This window comes from Streptomyces sp. NPDC002156, from assembly GCF_053593675.1.
The window spans coordinates 50,534-71,525 of record NZ_JBSFDA010000040.1; the positions used below are offsets into that span (position 1 = coordinate 50,534).

The following is a 20,992-nucleotide window of genomic DNA, read 5'->3' on the forward strand; positions in this document are numbered from 1 at the left end:
CGTCGGTTCTTGCACTTTTTTTCTGCAAGGTCTTTCGTAACGCTTACATGGCTGTTACGTTCACGTCGCCCGGCGGCGGCAACGAAGCGGCCGGCACATCGGTGGAAACGGCGGACGGGGCCGTTACCGCCAGTACACGGGCTTTCATCCTCAAGGAGAACTCATGCGGCGTGGCATAGCGGCCACCGCGCTGGTGGCGTCCATCGCCCTCGCGGCGACGGCCTGCGGCGGAGACGACAGCGGCAGCGACAAGGCCGACGGCCCGGTCACCATCACCTGGTGGGACACCACGAACGCTACCAACGAGGCACCGACGTACCAGGCCCTCGTCAAGGAGTTCGAGGCCGCCAACAAGGACATCAAGGTCAAGTACGTCAACGTCCCCTTCGACCAGGCCCAGAACAAGTTCGACACCGCCGCCGCGGCCTCGGGCGCCCCGGACGTGCTGCGCTCCGAGGTCGGCTGGACCCCCGCCTTCGCCAAGAAGGGCTACTTCCTGCCGCTCGACGGCACCGAGGCCCTCGCCGACGAGGCCAAGTTCCAGCCCAGCCTGATCGAGCAGGCCAAGTACGACGGCAAGACGTACGGCGTCCCGCTGGTCACCGACACCCTCGCGCTGGTCTACAACAAGGAACTCTTCGAGAAGGCCGGCATCACCGAGGCCCCGAAGACCTGGGCCGACCTGAAGACTGCCGCCGCCACCATCAAGACCAAGACGGGCGTCGACGGCTACTGGGGCTCCACCCAGGCCTACTACGCGCAGAACTTCCTCTACGGCGAGGGCACCGACACCGTCGACGCCGCCGCGAAGAAGATCACCGTCAACTCGGCCGCCGCCAAGAAGGGTTACGAGACCTGGCTCGGCCTGTTCGACGGCAAGGGCCTGCACAAGGCCGACACCACCGCGGACGCCTACGCCCACATCCAGGACGCGTTCGTCAACGGCAAGGTCGCCGCGATCGTCCAGGGCCCGTGGGAGATCACCAACTTCTACAAGGGCACCGCGTTCACGGACAAGGCCAACCTCGGCATCGCCACCGTCCCGGCCGGCTCCACCGGCAAGGCGGGCGCCCCGACCGGCGGCCACAACCTCTCCGTGTACGCCGGTTCGGACTCCGCGCACCAGAAGGCCGCGCTGAAGTTCCTCAACTTCATGACCTCGGCAAAGTCCCAGGAGACCATCGCCCTGAAGAACTCCACGCTGCCCACCCGCGACGACGCCTACACCGCCCAGGTGAAGGCCGACCCGGGCATCGCCGGCTACCAGAGCGTCCTCTCGGCCGCGCAGCCCCGCCCGGCCCTGCCCGAGTACAGCTCGCTGTGGGGTCCGCTGGACACCGAGCTGCCGCAGATCGCGGCCGGCAAGGAGTCCCTCGACAAGGGCCTGAGCAACGCGGAGACCGCGATCGCCAAGCTGGTCCCGGACTTCAGCAAGTGACCCCGATCGGCCGTCGGAACTGCCCAGTCGGACCCGGGGGACAGTTCCGGCGGTCGTCGGCCTGTAGACCTGATCTTCTGACTTTCCAGGATCTTCCAGAAGGTGTCGAACCATGACAGTCGCCATCGACCGCGCGACCGGCAAGCGCCGCGGTGAGCCCGGGCAGCGGCCCGGACGGCTCGATCGTCTCAAGCACGCCTATCAGCGGTACTGGTACGCGTACGCGATGATCGCCCCCGTGGTCGTCGTGCTCGGCGGACTCGTGCTGTACCCGCTCGTGCGCGGCTTCTACCTGACGCTCACGGACGCCAACAGCCTCAACTCGGCCCGCACGATCGGCGTCAACCACATCGACGCCACCTACAAGTTCATCGGCCTCGACAACTACGCCGACATCCTGTGGGGCGACACCGCGTACGACCGCTTCTGGTCGCACTTCATCTGGACGATCGTCTGGACCGCGCTCTGCGTGACCCTGCACTACTGCATCGGCCTCGGCCTCGCCCTCCTCCTCAACCAGAAGCTGCGCGGCCGCACCTTCTACCGGCTGATCCTGGTCCTGCCGTGGGCCGTGCCCACCTTCGTCACCGTCTTCGGCTGGCGGTTCATGCTCGCCGACGGCGGCATCATCAACTCGATGCTCGACGCGGTGCACTTGCCGACACCGCTGTGGCTGGAGGACACCTTCTGGCAGCGGTTCGCCGCGATCATGGTCAACACATGGTGCGGTGTGCCGTTCATGATGGTCTCGCTGCTCGGCGGCCTCCAGTCCATCGACTCCACCCTCTACGAGGCCGCGGACATGGACGGCGCGACCCCCTGGCAGAAGTTCTGGTACGTCACTCTCCCGGGCCTGCGCTCCGTCAGCTCGACGGTCGTACTCCTCGGCATCATCTGGACGTTCAACCAGTTCGCCGTGATCTTCCTGCTGTTCGGCACCACCGCGCCCGACGCGCAGATCCTCGTGACTTGGGCCTACTACCTCGGCTTCGGCCAACAGCCGCGCGACTTCGCGCAGTCGGCGGCCTACGGCATGCTGCTGCTGGCCATCCTCGTCGTCTTCACCTCCTTCTACCGCCGCTGGCTGAACCGCAATGAGCAGCAGCTCGCGAACTGAGGCAGGAGCTTCCGTACCCATGAGCGCCATGACAGTTGAGAAGTCCGAGCCGACGAACCCGGCCGAAGCGTCTGTGACCCCGCAGCCCGGGGGACGCGGCCGACGCGGCCTCGCCACGACCCTCGCCTCCCACGGCATCCTGACCGTCGCGAGCCTGATCGCGCTGTTCCCGATCGCCTGGCTGTTCTTCCTGTCCCTCGGCCCGGACAAGGACGACTATCTCCACCCCGGGCGCATCTGGGACAAGATGACGTTCGACAACTACTCGTTCGTCCTCCAGCACACCAACTTCTTCGACTGGATGAAGAGTTCGCTGATCGTCTCGCTGGGTACGACGGTCATCGGGGTGATGGTCGCGGCGACCACGGGGTACGCGGTCTCGCGGATGCGCTTCCCCGGCTACCGCAAGTTCATGTGGGTGCTCCTGGTGACCCAGATGTTCCCGATCGCCGTACTGATCGTCCCGATGTACCAGATCCTGTCCGACCTCCAGTTGATCGACAACTACTTCGGCCTGATCCTGGTCTACTGCTCGACGGCCGTGCCGTACTGCGCCTGGCTGCTCAAGGGATACTTCGACACGATCCCCTTCGAGATCGACGAGGCGGGACGCGTCGACGGGCTGACCCCCTTCGGCACCTTCGCGCGACTGATCCTCCCGCTCGCCAAGCCGGGCCTGGCGGTCGCCGCGTTCTACAGCTTCATCACCGCGTTCGGCGAGGTCGCCTTCGCCTCGACGTTCATGCTGTCGGACACGAAGTACACCTTCGCGGTCGGCCTCCAGAGCTTCGTGAGCGAACACGACGCCCAGCGCAACCTGATGGCCGCCACAGCGGTACTGGTCGCGATACCCGTCTCGGCCTTCTTCTACCTGGTCCAGAAAAACCTGGTGGCGGGCCTGACGGCAGGCGGCACAAAGGGCTGACACCAACTCCCGTACGGCTCTGCCGTACGGGTCGGCGGCCCACGGTGTCCATCCGACCCCGCTGACACCGTGGGCCGCGCCCCTTGCTTTTGGCTTTTAGGGGCGCGGGGAACTGCGCGACCAGCCACGACGAGCCCGCAGCTCGAAGAACCAGCAGAAACCACCCATGACCCGAACTCCGTTACATATCAAGGACGTTATGAGCCAGCACTCCGCCGCTCAGGCCCCGACCCCCGCAGTCACGACCGCCAACGTCGCCGCTCACGGCGACTGGTGGCGCGACGCGGTCATCTACCAGGTCTACCCCCGCAGCTTCGCCGACAGCAACGCCGACGGCATGGGCGACCTGGAAGGCGTACGCTCCCGGCTGCCGTACCTGCGCGACCTGGGCGTAGACGCCGTGTGGCTCAGCCCCTTCTACGCCTCCCCGCAGGCCGACGCCGGCTACGACGTGGCCGACTACCGCGCGGTGGACCCGATGTTCGGCAACCTCCTGGACGCGGACGCGCTGATCCGAGACGCCCACGAACTGAACCTCAGGATCATCGTCGACCTGGTCCCCAATCACTCCTCCGACCAGCACGAGTGGTTCAAGCGGGCGGTGGCGGAAGGCCCCGGCTCACCCCTCCGGGACCGCTACCACTTCCGCCCCGGCAAGGGCGAGACCGGCGAACTCCCGCCCAACGACTGGGAGTCCGTCTTCGGCGGCCCGGCGTGGACGCGGATCACGGAGCCCGACGGCACCCCCGGCGACTGGTACCTGCACCTCTTCGCGCCGGAGCAGCCCGACTTCAACTGGGAACACCCGGCGGTGGGCGACGAGTTCCGCTCCGTCCTCCGCTTCTGGCTGGACATGGGCGTCGACGGTTTCCGTATCGACGTGGCGCACGGCCTGGTGAAGGCGGAGGGTCTCCCGGACCTCGGAACCCACGACCAGGTCAAGCTTCTGGGCAACGATGTCATGCCGTTCTTCGACCAGGACGGTGTGCACGCCATCTACCGCGAATGGCGCCTGATCCTCGACGAGTACGCGGGCGAGCGCATCTTCGTGGCGGAGGCCTGGACCCCGACCATCGAGCGCACGGCGAACTACGTCCGCCCGGACGAACTCCACCAGGCGTTCAACTTCCAGTACCTGGCGACGTATTGGGACGCGACGGAGCTGAAGACGGTCATCGACCGCACCCTGGACGCGATGCGCCCGGTAGCCGCCCCCGCCACCTGGGTGTTGTCGAACCACGACGTGACCCGCCACGCCACCCGCTTCGCGAACGAGCCCGGCCTCGGCACCCAGATCCGCCTCGCCGGAGACCGCGCCCTGGGCCTGCGCAGGGCCCGCGCGGCCAGCCTGCTGATGCTGGCGCTGCCCGGCTCCGCGTACGTGTACCAGGGCGAGGAACTGGGCCTGCCCGATGTCGTCGACCTTCCCGACGAAGTCCGTCAGGACCCGGCCTACTTCCGCGGCGCGGGCCAGGACGGCTTCCGCGACGGCTGCCGCGTCCCGATCCCATGGACGCGCGAGGGCTCGTCGTACGGCTTCGGCGCGGGCGGCAGCTGGCTTCCGCAGCCGGCGGACTGGGCCGAGCTGAGCGTGGAGGCGCAGACCGGCACGCCCGGCTCCACCCTGGAGCTGTACCGCACGGCACTCGCCGCCCGCCGCGAACACCCGGGCCTCGGCGCGGGCGACTCGGTGGAGTGGCTGAAGGCGCCGCAGGGCGTACTCGCCTTCCGGCGCGGCCAGTTCGTGTGCGTGGCGAACACGAGCGGCGAGGCGGTCACGATTCCGGCGTACGGCGAGGTCCTGGTCGCCAGCGGCGAGGTGACCGTGGTGGCCGACGAGGCGAAGCTGCCGGCGGACACGACGGTGTGGTGGACGACGGTCTGAGTTCCAGCTATCCAACTGGCAGGGCCCGCCTCCCGGTTCGGGGTGACGGGCCCTGCTGCGGTCAGTAGGGGATGCCGACGTGTTCCGGCTTGCTCTCGGTCAGGCGAGGCCGAACTTCTCGGCGTGCACCTGTCGCGAGGGGACCCGAAGGTCTCGTAGACCGGCCAGCGCGGCCGCGGTCATGGCGGGCGGGCCGCAGACGTACACGTCGCGGTCGGTGACGTCGGGGACCAGTCGGTGCAGGCTGTCCGGGCCGAACGGCGGGGCGCCCTCGGCGGTCCTGCCGGTGAGCAGGTGCAGTCGGCCGCCCCGGAGGGCGATCAGTCGGCGGATCTCGTTCAGGAGTACGGCGTCGGCCTCGCTGCGGACGCGGTAGAGCACGACGATGTCACCCGCCGACTGCTCCTCGAGCATCGCCCGCACAGGCGTGATCCCCACGCCGCCGGCGATCAGGAGGGCGCCGGGCCGGGAGCGGTGCAGAGAGGTGAATGCCCCGTACGGGCCCTCGACGAAAGCGCGAGTGCCGACCGGGACGTTGCGCAGACCCGCGCTGGTGCTGCCGACGGCCTTCGCGGTGAGGCGCAGCCCCCGTCCGTCGGGCGCCGCCGACAGGGAGAAGGGGTTGGCCAGCCACCAGTGGTTGTGTCCGGGGAACCGCCAGATGCAGAACTGGCCCGCGCGGGCGGGGAGTTTGTCGAGGTGGCGGCCGGTGACGTACACGGAGACCACGTTGTCCGACTCCGGCACCACGGCCGTGACTTCGAACCGGTGGTAGGCGTTGCGCCACAGGGGCATGGCGATCCGCCCGGTCAGCAGGGCGCCGAAGGAGAACAGCCACAGGATCCACCAGTAGGCCTCGCCGAACGCGGAGGACGTGAAGGTCGTGGTCTCCTCCAACTGGTGGACGAACGCCAGCCCCAGGGCCACGTAGAGCAGCAGATGCAGCCCGTGCCAGACCTCGTACGGCAGCCGCCGCCGCAGAGGCCGGGTGGAGATTACGCCGATGACGAGGATGATGCCCGCGGCGAGCATGCCCAGCAGGGAGGCCGTCACGCCGCTCAGCGCGACGAACGTCTTCCCCATGGACGCGTCGTCGAGGGTCGCGTAGCCGAGCACGACGAGCGTGGCGTGGGTGAGGACGGTCCACAGCAGGGTGAAGCCGACCCAGCGGTGCCACACCGTGAGCCGGTCCATCCCGATACGGCGGTCCAGCCACGGCAGCCGGGCCACCAGCAGCAGTTGGAACAGCATCAGCAGCGCCGCGTGCAGCCCGAAGAACTTCGCGACCGTGAGCACGCCGTTCTTGCCCGAACCGGCGCTCACGAACAACGCCTCGACGATCACCACATTGACGACGACAAAACCCCACATCGCCGAACGCGCCGCGTCCACCGGAAGCACGGTGCCTCTTCGCACCGAGTCGCTCGTCGCCGCCATGATCGCCTCTCGTCCCCCGAGGCCGCGGTACTCGCGGCCCGCCTCGATTCGGGTAAGGGTACGGCGGACGGGCCGGATCCGTTCATGCCGGAACCGCCGAATCTGACTGCCTTTGGCGGGTTCGGCGGCCCTGAGCTCCGCAACGGTTCGTTCGGTTCAGGAACAGCGCGTCCGTGGGGTCGAGGAGTGGTCTCCCATCCCGACGCCGAGACGATCGCTGCAGCTACGCTTCCACGGCGCAGGCGATGCTGAGAGCAAGACCCGGGGGAGATCGTGAACCGACCACTGCTGTTCCTCGACGTGGATGGGCCACTCAACCCCTATGCGGCCAAGCCGGAGAAGCGCCCCGACGGCTACACCACACTCAGAGTGCCCCAGGACAGCGGAACCCCGGACGAACACAGAGGACTCTCGGCCCGGCGGCGGCCCCTGCGGGTCTGGCTCAACCCGGAGCACGGTCGATCTCTGCTCCAACTCGGCTACGAACTGTGCTGGGCCACCACATGGATGGACAAAGCCAACCGATGGATCGCCCCGGTGCTCGGCCTTCCCGAGCTCCCCTTCGTCGACTTCGGTGACGCCTTGCTCCAAGAACGCCCCGACGGGGTCCACTGGAAGACCGGTCCCCTGGTGGACTACGCCAACGGCCGTTCCTTCGCCTGGGTGGACGACGAACAGAGCGATCTGGACCAGGCGTACGTGACTGCCCACCACCACGGGCCCGGGCTTCTGCACCACGTCAACCCGCGTATCGGGCTGCGCGAGAACGACTTCCGCACGCTCGCCGACTTCGCCCGATCCCTTTAGCGAGGAAGCCACGGCCGCCTCCAACTTACTCAACACCCCTCGTTGTGAAGAGATTTCGCGCGCGTGAAGAGGAAGTGTCCCAAGGGTTGACCGCTCCACAAGTGGACTCGTACCTTCTGGTCGGCTGAAAGTTTTCAGTCATCTTGCAGCAAGAATCGGCAACGGATCTTGCTTGGACCTTCAACGGAGAAGGACCCCAGACATGGCCAGCAGAACTCTCTCCGGCGCGCTCGCCCTCGCGGCCGGCGCGTCCATCGCCCTCGCCGTCCCGACGGGCGCCGCCAACGCCTCCCCGCCCGGCACCAAGGACGTCACCGCCGTCCTCTTCGAGTGGAACTTCGCCTCGGTCGCCAAGGAGTGCACCAACACCCTCGGCCCCGCCGGCTACGGCTACGTCCAGGTCTCGCCACCCGCCGAGCACATACAGGGCTCGCAGTGGTGGACGTCGTACCAACCTGTCAGCTACAAGATCGCCGGGCGGCTCGGTGACGCCACCGCCTTCCAGAGCATGGTGAACACGTGTCACGCGGCCGGCGTGAAGGTCGTCGTCGACACCGTCATCAACCACATGTCGGCGGGCAGCGGTACCGGCACCGGTGGGTCGTCGTACACGAAGTACAACTACCCCGGCCTGTACTCGTCCTTCGACTTCGACGACTGCACGGCCACCATCAGCGACTACACCAACCGCACCAACGTCCAGAACTGCGAACTCGTCGGGCTCGCCGACCTGGACACCGGCGAGGAGTACGTCCGTTCCGCCATCGCCGGGTACATGAACTCCCTGCTCGGCTACGGAGTCGACGGCTTCCGGATCGACGCCGCCAAGCACATCCCGGCCACCGACCTCGCCAACATCAAGTCGCGCCTCAGCAACACGTCCGTGTACTGGAAGCAGGAGGTCATCTACGGCAGCGGAGAGGCCGTCCAGCCCACTGAATACACGAGTAACGGGGACGTCCAGGAGTTCCGGTACGCCTACGACCTCAAGCGCGTCTTCAACAACGAGAACCTCGCCTACCTCAAGAACTACGGCGAGGGCTGGGGCTACATGAGCAGCTCGGTCTCCGGTGTCTTCGTCGACAACCACGACACCGAGCGCAACGGCTCCACGCTCAGCTACAAGGACAACGCCAACTACACCCTGGCCAACGTCTTCATGCTCGCCTACCCGTACGGGGCGCCCGACATCAACTCCGGGTACGAGTTCTCCGACACGGACGCCGGACCGCCCAACAGCGGCTCCGTGACCGCCTGTTGGCAGGACGGCTGGAAGTGCCAGCACGCCTGGCCGGAGATCCTGCGCATGGTCGCCTTCCGCAACGCGGTGCGCGGCGAGTCCGTCACCAACTGGTGGGACAACGGGGGCGACGCCATCGCCTTCGGGCGGGGCAGCAAGGGCTTCGTCGCCATCAACCACGAGTCCTCGTCGCTGAGCCGTACGTACCAGACCTCGCTCGCCGCGGGGACGTACTGCAACGTGCAGAGCAACACGTCGGTGACCGTGAACAGTTCGGGTCAGTTCACCGCGACCCTGGGTTCCAACACCGCCCTCGCGATCTACACCGGCAAGTCCACCTGCTGAAAGTTCTTTCTGTTGCTTTCAAGACCCTTGCTGTAAACCTTTCGGCGGCGGTACGGTCGCGCGGGGTCGGACCCGAAGAGCCGTGATCGCAAGGAGTCCATCCGTGATACCGAGATGGCCGTCGCCGACAAGGCGCCGTACAGCCCGCGTTGCCCGTACCACCCGTACCGCCCACGCCGGACGAGTCGCCGCGCTCACCGTGACCGCGCTGACCACGGCCCTCGTCCAGCCGCTGGCCGCCGGAGCCGCCACCCCGCCCGCGCCCCCGTCCGACGCGAAGCTGGCGCAGACCGCCGCCCGCAACGACCTCACGCGCGAGCAGTTCTACTTCGTCCTGCCGGACCGTTTCGCCAACGGCGACAAGGCCAACGACCAGGGCGGACTGACCGGTTCACGCCTCGCCACCGGCTACGACCCCACCGACAAGGGCTTCTACCAGGGCGGCGACCTCAAGGGCCTCACCGGCAAGCTCGACTACATCAAGGGTCTCGGCACCACCGCCATCTGGCTGGCGCCGATCTTCAAGAACGAGCCCGTACAAGGCACCGGCGCGAACGCCTCCGCCGGTTACCACGGTTACTGGATCACCGACTTCACCCAGGTCGACCCGCACTTCGGCACCAACCAGGACCTCGAAACCCTCATCTCCAAGGCGCACGCCAAGGGCATGAAGGTCTTCTTCGACGTCATCACCAACCACACCGCCGACGTCGTCGACTACGAGCAGAAGTCCTACGACTACCTCTCCAAGGGCGCCTTCCCGTATCTGACCAAGGACGGCGAGCCCTTCGACGACGCCGACTACGCGGACGGCAAGGCCGACTTCCCTGCCGTAGACGCCGATTCCTTCCCGCGCACCCCCACCATCCCCGCCGCGAAGAAGAACACCAAGGTCCCGTCCTGGCTCAACGACCCGACGATGTACCACAACCGGGGCGACTCCACCTGGGCCGGCGAGTCCGCCACGTACGGCGACTTCGTCGGCCTGGACGACCTGTGGACCGAGCGTCCCGAGGTCGTCTCCGGCATGGAGAAGATCTACGAGAAGTGGGTACGGGACTTCGACATCGACGGCTTCCGGATCGACACCGTGAAGCACGTCAACATGGAGTTCTGGACCCAGTGGGCCACCGCGCTGGACGCCTACGCGGCCAAGAAGGGCCGCGACGACTTCTTCATGTTCGGTGAGGTCTACTCCGCCGACACGTCCGTGACCTCGCCGTACGTCACCCAGGGCCGCCTCGACTCCACGCTCGACTTCCCCTTCCAGGACGCGGCCCGCTCGTACGCCTCTCAGGGTGGCAGCGCCCAGAAACTCGCCTCGGTCTTCGGCGACGACTACAAGTACACGACCGACAAGGCCAACGCGTACGAGCAGGTCACCTTCCTCGGCAATCACGACATGGGCCGGATCGGCTACTTCCTCAAGCAGGACGACCCGACCGCCACCGACACCGAACTCCTCGCCAAGGACAAGCTCGCCAACGAGCTGATGTTCCTCAGCCGGGGCAACCCGGTCGTCTACTACGGCGACGAGCAGGGCTTCACGGGCGCGGGCGGTGACAAGGACGCCCGCCAGACCATGTTCGCCTCGAAGGTCACCGACTACCTCGACGACGACAAACTCGGCACCGACCGCACCCACGCGAGCGACGCCTACGACACGAGTGCACCGCTCTACAAGCAGATCAGTGCTCTCGCTGCCCTCCGCAAGGCGAACCCCGCCCTCACCGACGGCGTCCAGACCGAGCGCTACGCGGCCGACGGCGCCGGCGTCTACGCCGTCTCCCGCACCGACGCCAAGTCCGGCACCGAGTACGTCGTCGCCTTCAACAACGCGGCCGAGCCGAAGACGGCAACCTTCGCGACCGGCTCGGCCGGCATGGCCTTCAAGGGCATCTACGGCACCGACGCCACGCTGACCAGCGGCACCGACCGCAAGATCACCGTCACCGTCCCGCCCGGCGCCTCGATCGTCCTCAAGGCGACCGCCAAGCTCGCCGCTCCCACCACCAGGCCGACCCTCACCCTCACCGCCCCGGCCACCGGAGCCACCGGCACGGTCGACATCACCGCAGACGTCGACGGCGGCACAGGCACCGACCCGCTTAACCGCGTCGTCTTCGCCGCCCAGGTCGGCAACGGCAAGTGGCACACCCTCGGCTCCGCCGACCACGCGCCCTACCGAGTCACCCAGACCCTCGGCAAGGACATTGCCCCCGGAACAGCCCTGCGGTACAAGGCAGTTGTGATCGACCGCGCCGGACATACGGCAAGCACCACGGCGACTTCCACCACGGGCACCCCGCCCGCCCCCGAGGTCCCCACGGCCTCCTCGCGCGACTACGCGATCGTCCACTACAAGCGCGCGGACGGCGACTACACCGACTGGCGCCTGTACGCCTGGGGCGACATCGCCGACGGCGAGGGCACCACCTGGCCGGCCGGCCACGACTTCGTCGGGCGGGACGCGTACGGCGCCTTCGCCTACGTCAAGCTCAAGCCCGGTGCGTCCAACGTCAGTTACCTCGTCATCGACAAGGACGGCAACAAGGACGTCTCCGCCGACCGCTCGATCGACGTCACGAAGACCGGCGAGATCTGGGCCGAGCAGGGCAAGGAAGCCGTACTCACGGAGAAGCCCACCGCCGACTACCCCGACCAGGACACCACCAAGGCCGTCCTCCACTACCACCGCGCCGACGGCAACTATGACGGCTGGGGCCTGCACGTCTGGTCCGGCGCCGCGAACCCCACGGACTGGGCGCAGCCCCTGGAGCCGGTACGGACCGACGCCTATGGCGCGGTGTACGAGGTGCCGCTCAACGCCGGTGCCACCAGCCTCAGTTACATCATCCACAAGGGCGACGAGAAGGACCTCTCCACCGACCAGGCCCTCGACCTCAAGACCAACGGCCACGAGGTGTGGCTCCTCAACGGCCAGGAGAAGTACCTGCTCCCGCAGCCGGCCGGTTCCGCCGCCGCCCTCGACCTCACCACCTCCAAGGCGGTCTGGATCGACCGGAACACCGTCGCCTGGAACGGCAACGACACCGCCGCCTCAACCCAGTTGCTCTACTCCCGCACCGGCTCGATCACGGCGAACAACGGCACCCTGACCAGCACCGACGAACGCTGGCTCCGGCTCACCAAGTCGACCCTCACCGACGCCCAGAAGACCAAGTTCCCGCACCTCGCCTCGTACACCGCCTGGACGGTCGACCCGCGCGACCGAGACAGGGTCCGCGAGGCCCTGCGCGGCCAGCTCGTCGCCTCCCAACGGGCCGCGAACGGAGCTGTGTTGGCGGCGACGGGCGTCCAGATCGCCGGCGTACTGGATGATCTGTACGACGGATCGGCTGCCCACCTCGGCCCCACCTTCGCCAAAGGCCGCCCCACCCTCTCCGTCTGGGCACCCACCGCACAGTCGGTGCAGCTCGACCTCGACGGTTCCACGGTCGCCATGAAGCGGAACGACACCACCGGCGTCTGGTCCGTCACCGGCTCCAAGTCCTGGAAGAACAAGCCCTATCGGTACGTAGTGAAGGTCTGGGCGCCCAGCGTCTCCGCGATCGTCACCAACGAGGTCACCGACCCCTACTCCGTAGCCCTGACCGCCGACTCCGAGCGCAGCCTCGTCGTCGATCTGGACGACAAGTCCCTTGCCCCGAGCGGCTGGACGACGTACACCAAGCCCAAGGCCGTACCCCTCAACGAAGCCCAGATCCAGGAACTCCACGTCCGGGACTTCTCCGTCGCCGACGACACCGTGCCCGCCAAGGACAAGGGCACCTACCTCGCCTTCACCGACAAGGACAGCGACGGCTCCAAGCACCTGCGGGAGCTGGCGAAGGCGGGCACCTCGTATGTCCATCTCCTCCCCGCCTTCGACATTGCCACCATCCCCGAGAAGAAGACGGACCAGGCGACCGTCGACTGCGACCTCGCCTCCTACGCCGCCGACTCCGACCAGCAGCAGGCGTGCGTCGCGAAGATCGCCGCGAAGGACGCCTACAACTGGGGCTACGACCCGTACCACTACACCGTCCCGGAGGGCTCGTACGCGAGCGACCCGGACGGGACGCGGCGCACGGTCGAGTTCCGGCAGATGGTGAAGTCGCTCAACAGCGACGGGCTGCGGGTCGTCATGGACGTCGTCTACAACCACACCCCGGCCAGCGGCCAGGCCAAGACCAGCGTCCTCGACAAGGTGGTCCCCGGCTACTACCAGCGACTTCTCGCCGACGGCTCCGTCGCCAACTCCACCTGCTGCGCCAACACCGCGCCCGAGAACACCATGATGGGCAAGCTCGTCGTCGACTCGATCGTCACCTGGGCCAAGGAGTACAAGGTCGACGGCTTCCGCTTCGACCTGATGGGCCACCACCCCAAGGCCAACATCCTCGCCGTCCGCAAGGCCCTCGACGCGCTCACCCTCAAGAAGGACGGCGTCGACGGCAAGAAGATCATCCTGTACGGGGAGGGCTGGAACTTCGGCGAGGTCGCCGACGACGCCCGCTTCGTCCAGGCCACGCAGAAGAACATGGCCGGGACGGGCATCGCGACCTTCTCCGACCGGGCCCGGGACGCCGTACGCGGCGGCGGCCCCTTCGACGAGGACCCCGGCGTCCAGGGCTTCGCGTCCGGCCTCTACACCGACCCCAACTCATCCACCAGCAACGGCACTTCGGCGGAACAGAAGGCCCGCCTCCTGCACTACCAGGACCTCATCAAGGTGGGCCTCTCCGGCAACCTCGCCGCCTACCGCTTCACCGACACCGACGGCGAGGACGTCACCGGCGCCCAGGTCGACTACAACGGCCAGCCCGCCGGATACGCGGACGCACCCGGCGACGCCCTCGCCTACGCCGACGCGCACGACAACGAGTCCCTGTTCGACGCCCTCGCGTTCAAGCTGCCCGCCACGACGAGCGCGGCCGACCGGGCCCGTATGCAGGTCCTCGCCATGGCCACGGCCACCCTCTCGCAGGGCCCGGCCCTCTCCCAGGCGGGCACCGACCTGCTGCGCTCCAAGTCCCTCGACCGCAACTCCTACGACAGCGGCGACTGGTTCAACGCCATCCACTGGAACTGCGCCGACGGCAACGGTTTCGGACGGGGGCTTCCGGCAGCGGCCGACAACGCCTCCAAGTGGCCTTACGCCAAGCCCCTGTTGGCGACCAGTACCGTCGGGGTCGGCTGCGCTCAGATCGAGGGTGCCTCGGCCGCGTACCAGGACCTGCTGAGAATTCGTACGACAGAAAGCGTCTTCTCCCTCGACACGGCGGGCCAGGTGCAGGCAAAGCTTTCCTTCCCGCTGTCCGGCAAGGACGAGACACCCGGCGTCATCACCATGGAACTCGGCGATCTTGTCGTCGTGTTCAACGCGACGCCCGAGCGCGGTGAGCAGCGGGTCGGCTCGCTCGCCGGGACCTCGTACGCGCTGCATCCCGTACTGCGTGCGGGAGTTGACCCTGTCGTCAAGTCGGCCACGTACGAGCGGGAATCGGGCACGTTCGCCGTTCCGGCAAGGACCGTCGCGGTATTTTCCCGCACGTCCTGACAAGGGCATTATCTTGGTGGGGCAGACCCTCAACCCGGTCTGCCCCACCGGTGTGTCCAAGGGCGGCCAGATGGACGGCAACGGCAAGTGGTCAGACACGGCGGACACCACCGTGCTCGTCGTGGACGACACGGCGGCCGGCCGCTACGCCATGGGCGCGCTGCTGCGCCGCGCCGGTCACCAGGTCGTGGCCGTCGCCAGCGGCAACGAGGCGCTCGCCGAACTCGACGTACGGCTGCGCAAGGGCATGCTGCCCGACGTGGCCCTCATCGACGTCCACCTGCCCGACATGAGCGGGGTCGAGCTGTGCCGCCGCCTCAAGGCCCGGCCGCACATGGCCGGCCTGCCTGTCGTGCACTTCTCGGCCGGCACCGTCACCCCGGGGGACCGCTGCGACGGGCTCGACGCGGGCGGGGAGGCGTATCTGTCGGTGCCCGCCGAGCCCGAGGAGATCGACGCGGTGCTGCGGGCCGCGGTGCGCGCGGCCCGGCTGCGGGCCGACGACCAGGCACTGGCCCGGCGGCTGACCCGGCTGTCGGAGACGATCTTCACCATCCAGGCGGCGCGCTCCCTCCAGGAACTCGCCGACGCCGCCGCCGAGGGCTGCGCGCGCCTCACCGGCCAGCCCGCCGCCGTGTTCTTCCTCGGCCCGGACGACGAGCTGTACCGCGCGACCTCCCGCGACCGCACCTCGCTCGCCATGCCGGACGAGGGCGCCCACCGGGTCGTGGCGGGTCTGCTCAGGCGCCTCTCCCGTGGACAGAGCGGGGTGCAGATCACCACGGTGCCCGCGCCGCTGTGGCCCGCCGGGTTCTTCCGGCCGGGCGTCGAGCACGACGCGCGCCTGGTGCTGATCCCCACCCACGACGGCAGAGCGGCGGTGTGCCTGGCCACCCCGACCCGCAGTGTGCGCCGGGTGAGCCCCGAGAAGGAGTCCCTGGTCGCCCGGCTCGCCCAGGCCACCGTGCTCGCCGCCGAACCGCTCCTCATGTACCAGGTCGAGCGGCATGTCGCCCTCACCCTCCAGCACAGCTTCCTGCCCCGCCCCGACCGGCTCCCCGAGCTGCCCGGCATCGACGTCGTCGTCCGGTACGTGCCCGCGTCGCAGGACGCCGAGATCGGCGGCGACTTCTACGCCGCCCTGCGCACCGACGACGGCGTGCTCACCGCGGTCGGCGACGTCGTCGGGCACTCGCTGGACGCGGCCACCGTCATGGTCGAGATCCGGCACGCGCTGCGCGCCTACAGCGTCGAGGAGAGCGACCCGGCCGTGCTCGCCGAGCGCCTCGACCGGATGCTCCAGCGCTACCACCCCGAGGTCACGGCCACCGTCTGCCTGGTCCACGTCGACCCCAGTACCGGGCGCACCCTCATCGCCAACGCGGGCCACATCCCGCCGCTGCTCATCCGCGACACCGGTAGCGCCGACTACGCCAAGGCCGAGGGCCCGCTGCTCGGCATCGGCCTGCCTCACCCATCGCCCACCGAACTCTTCCTCGAACCCACCGACCGGCTCCTCATGGTCACCGACGGCCTGATCGAGACCCGGGGCACCGACCTCGCGGACTCCCTGGAACACCTCCGAGCCGCCGCCACCGGCGCCCTGCCCGGCCTGGACGCCCTCTGCGACACCCTGCTGGTCTGCTTCGGTCACGAACGGGAGGACGACATCGCGATGCTGGCGCTGCGGCTCGCTGACGAGGACCGGCCAGCCGCCGGTTAGGGTGAGCTGGCCATGCCGTTGTGGAAGTCATAGAAGTAGAAGTCGTAGAACAGGGGTTTGACCCATGCCGCAGATCACCGTCGACTACTCGGGTCCGCTGACCGAGGCCTTCGATCGGCGTGCGTTCGCGCTCGCGCTGCACGAGGAGGTCGTCGCGACGGCGAAGGCGACGCCCGAGGCGTGCAAGACGCAGTTCCGCCGCACCGAGGACGCCACGGTCGGTGCGGACACCGACGGCCACGCCATCGTGCACGTCTGGATCGGCATGCTGACCGGGCGCACGACCGAGACGAAGAACCAACTGACGGAAGCCGTACTGGAGTTGGTGCGCACTCACGTGAAGCCCGTCGAGGGCCTCACCCTGCACGCCTCGGTCGAGGTCCGCGAACTCGACGACTCCTACCGGAAGTTCGACGCCTGACCCGCCCCTCGTCTACGACGCGAGCGAGATGAGCCGTCCGACCAGATCGGTGAACGGGCCGTCGGTGGGCTCCTGCTTGAGCATCCGGCGCAGCAGCGCGGCCATCTCCTCGTCATAGGCCGCGCTTACGGCGGCCAGCGCGGCGAAGTCGTGCACGAGCTGCGCCTCCAGCTCGGCACGCGGCACGCGCCGCCCGTCCAGCCAGATCAGCGCGGTCGACTCGACGAGCGATATCCACGTCCGGATGACCAACTCCAGCCGGGCGGGCGCGTGTTCGGCGTCCAGCTCCAGATGCGACAGGATCTGGACGTACGCGGCCTGGCGTACGGCGTCGATGAGCGCGTTCGTCGCCGAGGCGTTGCCGGCCGCCGAGCGCACCCCGTCCGCCGACACCGCAGGACCACCGCGCATCAACGCCGCGAAACCGGGCCCGTGTTCGTCGACGAAGTCGAAGAACCGGCGCATCACGCGCAGCAGCCGCGCCCCCAGCGGACCCTCCTGCGGCTCCACGAACCGGCCCGCCAGATCGTCCGACGCACGCTTCAACGCGGCCTCGTACAGGCTGAGTTTGCCGGGGAAGTAGTGGTAGACCAGTGGGCGCGAGATGCCCGCGGCCGACGCGATCTCATCGATGGAGACCTCGTCGGGCGAGCGGCGGCTGAACAGTTCGAGGGCGACGCCGATCAACTGCTGCCGGCGTTCCTCGACTCCCATTCTGCGGCGAACCCCGGTTGTCATGCGAACACCTTACCGATCGATTACGGCCCCCAACGGACCGGTCCGACCCGGGGTGTTCACAAATCCAGCACAAGTGGACCACGTCGTGCACGCGACACGCAGATCAGCATCGAGTCCGCCCGCTCGGCATCGGTCAGCAGCTCGTCGCGATGGTCGACTTCCCCTGCCAGTACGCGTTGTCGGCACGTCCCGCAGAACCCCTGCTCGCACGAGTAGGCGGTGTCAGGCAACTCCTTCCGTACGGCGGCCAGCACGGTCGAGTCGGCGGCCACCGTCAACGTCCGCCCGCTGCACCGGAGTTCGACCTCGAAGGCCTGGTTGCCCGCAGCCGACGTACGCGGACTGAAGCGCTCCTGCCGCAGCACGGTCCCCTCGGGAATCCGCGCCTCGACCGCCGCCGTCAACCCCTCAGGACCGCAGCAGTGAACGGCGGTGCCCTCGGGCAGCTCCGCCGCCACGCCCGCGAACAGCGCGTCGAGATCGGGCAGCCCGTCCTCGTCCTCGGCGACGACGGTGACCCGCCCGGAGCCGGCACCCGAGCCCAGCTTCTCGATCTCGGCGAGGTAGGGCATCGAGGCCCGACTCCGCCCGCCGTACAACAGCCGCCATTCCAGCCCAGGTTGGGCGTCAACGGCCCGGATCATCGGCAGGATCGGGGTGATGCCGATCCCGCCGGCCACGAAGACATACGCCGGAGCCGGAGCGAGCGGGAAGCGATTGCGCGGGCCGCGCACCTCGACGGTCATGCCCGCCCGCAGCCCCTCGTGCACCTCGCGCGAGCCCCCGCGCCCGTGCGGCACCAACCGCGTGGCGACGGTGTACGCGGAGGTGTCCGCCGGGTCCCCGCACAACGAGTACTGCCGCACAAGCCCCGACGGCAGCACCAGATCGAGATGTGCGCCAGGCTCCCACCCCGGCAACTCCCGCCCTTCCAAGCGCAGTTGTACGACTCCCTCGGCAACCACCTCATGGGCGGCGACCGTCAGCCGCAGGGACCGGGAACGCGGCCGGCCGGAGACCGGCTCGGCCAGCGCGGGCAGCGGCCACAGCGGCGAACCCTCGATCCGGCGCCGCATGGCCCGCCGGGCGAGCAGCGCGGCCCCGGCGGTGAGCGCGAGGGCCAGCGGCCGGGGGGACATCAGGCGGCGCCCTTGTCGGCGGCGACGGCGGCGGGGGAGGAGGCCAGATAGGCGACGGCCTGCTCGGTGGACCCCTCCTGGGAGGGGTGGTAGTCACGGCGGAGATAACGCGGCACCGATCTCGCCATGGCCCAGGTCGACGGCAGCAGACCGCGCTTCCCGCGCACGTAGAAGCCCCGGAAGGTCGGCTTGCGGAGTCCTGGGTCCGGGTCGTTCGCCATGAAGAACCGCACCCCGCGCTGCCACAGGAAGAACATCGCCAGCACCCCGGTCACCCAGGTCCGCACCCGCCGTCGGTAACCCCCGTCGACATGCGTGAACAGATCGAACGCGACCGACCGGTGCTCGACCTCCTCGGCGCCGTGCCAGCGCAGCAGATCCAGCATGGTCGGATCGGCGCCGCGCCGGTCCAGCTCCGACGCGTTGAGTATCCAGTCGCCGAGGAACGCCGTCTTGTGCTCGATGGCCGCGATGACGGCGACCCGCTCCATCAGCCACCACTCACGGCCCCGGCGACCGGGCAACGGGCTCCGATCCCCGAGCAGCTTCTCGAAGAGCCAGTCCACCTGTGCGGTGTAAGGCGTGGGATCGAGTCCCAACTCCCGCAGATGCGGGAGGACTTCGTCGTGGGCCTGGGAGTGCATGGCCTCCTGCCCGATGAACCCGACGACATCCGCCCGCAGCCGCTCGTCCCGTATGTAGGGCAGCACCTGCTTGTACACATGCACGAACCACCGCTCACCGGCAGGCAGCAGCAGATGCAGCACATTGATGGTGTGCGAGGTGAACGGATCCCCGGGCACCCAGTGCAACGGGGTCCCCTCCCAGGAGAAGGACACCTTGCGCGCCTTGATATTGGACATGGCGTCAATGTACTGACGGGTAGGGGGCGGGGAAACCCCCGTGCGAGGACTTGTTGACACCAACGTCAGCAGGAGCGCCCCAAAGGGGCGCGGGGAACTGCGCGACCAGCCCCCACCGGCCCGCAGTGACTAACGCAACCCCCCCATACCCCGCCCATCCTTCAACGTCCCCTTCAACCCAGCCTGAGCCCCCTGCTCAGTCCTGGCCGCCAGCAAGGCACCCCGCACAGTAGAGGCAACCCCACCCGTAGCCGTAATAGACGCCGTGTTCTCAGCACCGGCGGCAAGCATGAACCACTCACCAGCCCCCGACTTCCACAGCACACCCGCAAGCACATTCGGATCCCGCGGCCCACAAGCCGCAGAACTCTCCGACTTGGCCGCCACCGCCCCATACTGCCCACCAGGCGTATGGAACTGAGCCAACACCCGAGCCCCACCACCCCGCCAGGTCTCCGCCCGGGTGCACACCCAATCGGCAGCCCCGCTCCCGTCCGGCAACGGCTGCTCCGCGTACTGCCAGGCATTCACCGTGCGCACCCCCTGCGAGTGCATCGCGGCGAGCGAGCAGGCGAAGGGCGACCACGTCGCCAGCGCAGCCGGCGCCGACGCCTCGCGCGGCGCACCCGGGCGCCCCGCAGTCAGGTGAGCCGGAACGAGTTCCGCGAGGTCGCTCAGCAGACGCGCACCCCCGGTGTCCGTCACCTGGAGCGTGTTCCAGGACTGACACGCGCCCTTCTGCGCGATCGGGCTGGCCAGCGGCCCGGTCACCCCGTCGGTCAGCCCCAGGTCGATCGGCGTCGCCGCCGGCTTGCGCAGGTCCCGCATCTCCGCCTTGAGCACCCAAGGAGCCGTCAGATAGCGGACGTTGCCGTCGGCCCGATCGAGGACCACCGCGTCGGCCTCGGCGCCGCTCGCGCCGTCGACGCGGGCGAAGTCGAGGGCGGCCCCGGCCGTGCCGTCCTTCGGTTCGGCGTACCGCGCGATGCGCAGACCGTCGTACAGGATCACCACGCGAGCCGCGTCGACCGTGCCCGCGTACAGGAGTTGGGGCGGTCCCGCCGGGCCGCCGGACGGGGTGCCCGGGGTCGCCGAGACCTGGACCGTCTCGCCGGGGCGGGCCCAGACGGCGAGGGCGCGGCGCAGCAGGGCGCTGTCGCCGACGAGGTCACCGCGCGCGGGCCAGACGGAGAAGTCGGTGCGCGCGGAGGACTTCCACGCGGCGGCCGGTACGAGGGTCAACCGGGCGGGATCCAGGGCGGAGGAGGCCGTGCCTGTCTCCCTGTGCAGGCGCAGGGCGCGGAGGAACTCCGTCGCCTGCGCCCTCAGGTAGTCCGCCAGGGCGTCGGCG

13 protein-coding genes and 1 pseudogene are annotated in these 20,992 nt (G+C 68.6%); 9 read left to right on the forward strand and 5 right to left on the reverse strand.

The genetic code is table 11. The features are described 5' to 3' along the window. Nucleotides 1-163 precede the first annotated feature (163 nt). From ACWCRB_RS18815 to ACWCRB_RS18830, 4 genes are all read left to right on the forward strand, one after another. The gene (locus tag ACWCRB_RS18815) at nt 164-1,438 is read left to right on the forward strand and encodes an extracellular solute-binding protein (RefSeq protein WP_450997109.1); all 1,275 of its coding nucleotides are present in this window, start codon (nt 164-166) and stop codon (nt 1,436-1,438) included. A 112-nt stretch (nt 1,439-1,550) separates the two neighbouring features. Beyond that, the gene (locus ACWCRB_RS18820; protein WP_450997110.1) at nt 1,551-2,555 is read left to right on the forward strand and encodes a carbohydrate ABC transporter permease; all 1,005 of its coding nucleotides are present in this window, start codon (nt 1,551-1,553) and stop codon (nt 2,553-2,555) included. Between the two features lie 19 nt (nt 2,556-2,574). Then, a complete protein-coding gene (locus tag ACWCRB_RS18825) occupies nt 2,575-3,480 on the forward strand; it encodes a sugar ABC transporter permease (RefSeq protein ID WP_450997111.1) in 906 nt (301 codons plus the stop codon). 199 nt (nt 3,481-3,679) lie between these two features. Next, on the forward strand, nt 3,680-5,365 hold the full coding sequence (locus ACWCRB_RS18830; protein ID WP_450997112.1) for a glycoside hydrolase family 13 protein: 1,686 nt from the start codon (nt 3,680-3,682) through the stop codon (nt 5,363-5,365). A gap of 99 nt (nt 5,366-5,464) precedes the next feature. On the opposite strand, the gene ACWCRB_RS18835 is transcribed toward ACWCRB_RS18830, so the two are convergent. Beyond that, the gene (locus tag ACWCRB_RS18835; protein WP_450997113.1) at nt 5,465-6,802 is read right to left on the reverse strand and encodes a ferredoxin reductase family protein; all 1,338 of its coding nucleotides are present in this window, start codon (nt 6,800-6,802) and stop codon (nt 5,465-5,467) included. Nucleotides 6,803-7,075: 273 nt separating this feature from the next. On the opposite strand from ACWCRB_RS18835, the gene ACWCRB_RS18840 reads away from it, so the two are divergent. The 5 genes from ACWCRB_RS18840 (at nt 7,076) to ACWCRB_RS18860 (ending at nt 16,901) form a co-directional block, all read left to right on the forward strand. Next, nucleotides 7,076-7,609 carry a hypothetical protein gene (locus ACWCRB_RS18840; RefSeq protein WP_235479692.1) on the forward strand — a complete coding sequence of 178 codons (534 nt, stop codon included), beginning with the start codon at nt 7,076-7,078 and terminating at the stop codon, nt 7,607-7,609. A gap of 202 nt (nt 7,610-7,811) precedes the next feature. Then, nucleotides 7,812-9,194: an alpha-amylase gene (locus tag ACWCRB_RS18845; RefSeq protein WP_450997114.1), complete on the forward strand. Its 1,383-nt coding sequence runs from the start codon at nt 7,812-7,814 to the stop codon at nt 9,192-9,194. A gap of 103 nt (nt 9,195-9,297) precedes the next feature. Beyond that, entirely contained in the window at nt 9,298-14,757 is a 5,460-nt protein-coding gene (gene pulA, locus ACWCRB_RS18850; RefSeq protein ID WP_450997115.1) for a pullulanase-type alpha-1,6-glucosidase, read from the forward strand. Between the two features lie 70 nt (nt 14,758-14,827). Beyond that, on the forward strand, nt 14,828-16,480 hold the full coding sequence (locus ACWCRB_RS18855) for a SpoIIE family protein phosphatase (RefSeq protein ID WP_450997119.1): 1,653 nt from the start codon (nt 14,828-14,830) through the stop codon (nt 16,478-16,480). 64 nt (nt 16,481-16,544) lie between these two features. After that, a complete protein-coding gene (locus ACWCRB_RS18860; RefSeq protein ID WP_235479696.1) occupies nt 16,545-16,901 on the forward strand; it encodes a 5-carboxymethyl-2-hydroxymuconate Delta-isomerase in 357 nt (118 codons plus the stop codon). A 12-nt stretch (nt 16,902-16,913) separates the two neighbouring features. On the opposite strand, the gene ACWCRB_RS18865 is transcribed toward ACWCRB_RS18860, so the two are convergent. From ACWCRB_RS18865 to ACWCRB_RS18880, 4 genes and pseudogenes are all read right to left on the reverse strand, one after another. Next, complete coding sequence (locus ACWCRB_RS18865; RefSeq protein ID WP_369030864.1) at nt 16,914-17,639, reverse strand: TetR/AcrR family transcriptional regulator; 726 nt, start codon at nt 17,637-17,639, stop codon at nt 16,914-16,916. A 56-nt stretch (nt 17,640-17,695) separates the two neighbouring features. Continuing rightward, on the reverse strand, nt 17,696-18,778 hold the full coding sequence (locus tag ACWCRB_RS18870; protein WP_450997116.1) for a PDR/VanB family oxidoreductase: 1,083 nt from the start codon (nt 18,776-18,778) through the stop codon (nt 17,696-17,698). Next, nucleotides 18,778-19,641: a metal-dependent hydrolase gene (locus ACWCRB_RS18875; protein WP_450997117.1), complete on the reverse strand. Its 864-nt coding sequence runs from the start codon at nt 19,639-19,641 to the stop codon at nt 18,778-18,780. The genes ACWCRB_RS18870 and ACWCRB_RS18875 overlap by 1 nt, the downstream gene beginning before the upstream one ends. A gap of 129 nt (nt 19,642-19,770) precedes the next feature. After that, nucleotides 19,771-20,992 (reverse strand): annotated as a pseudogene (locus ACWCRB_RS18880) (hypothetical protein); the annotation flags it as partial.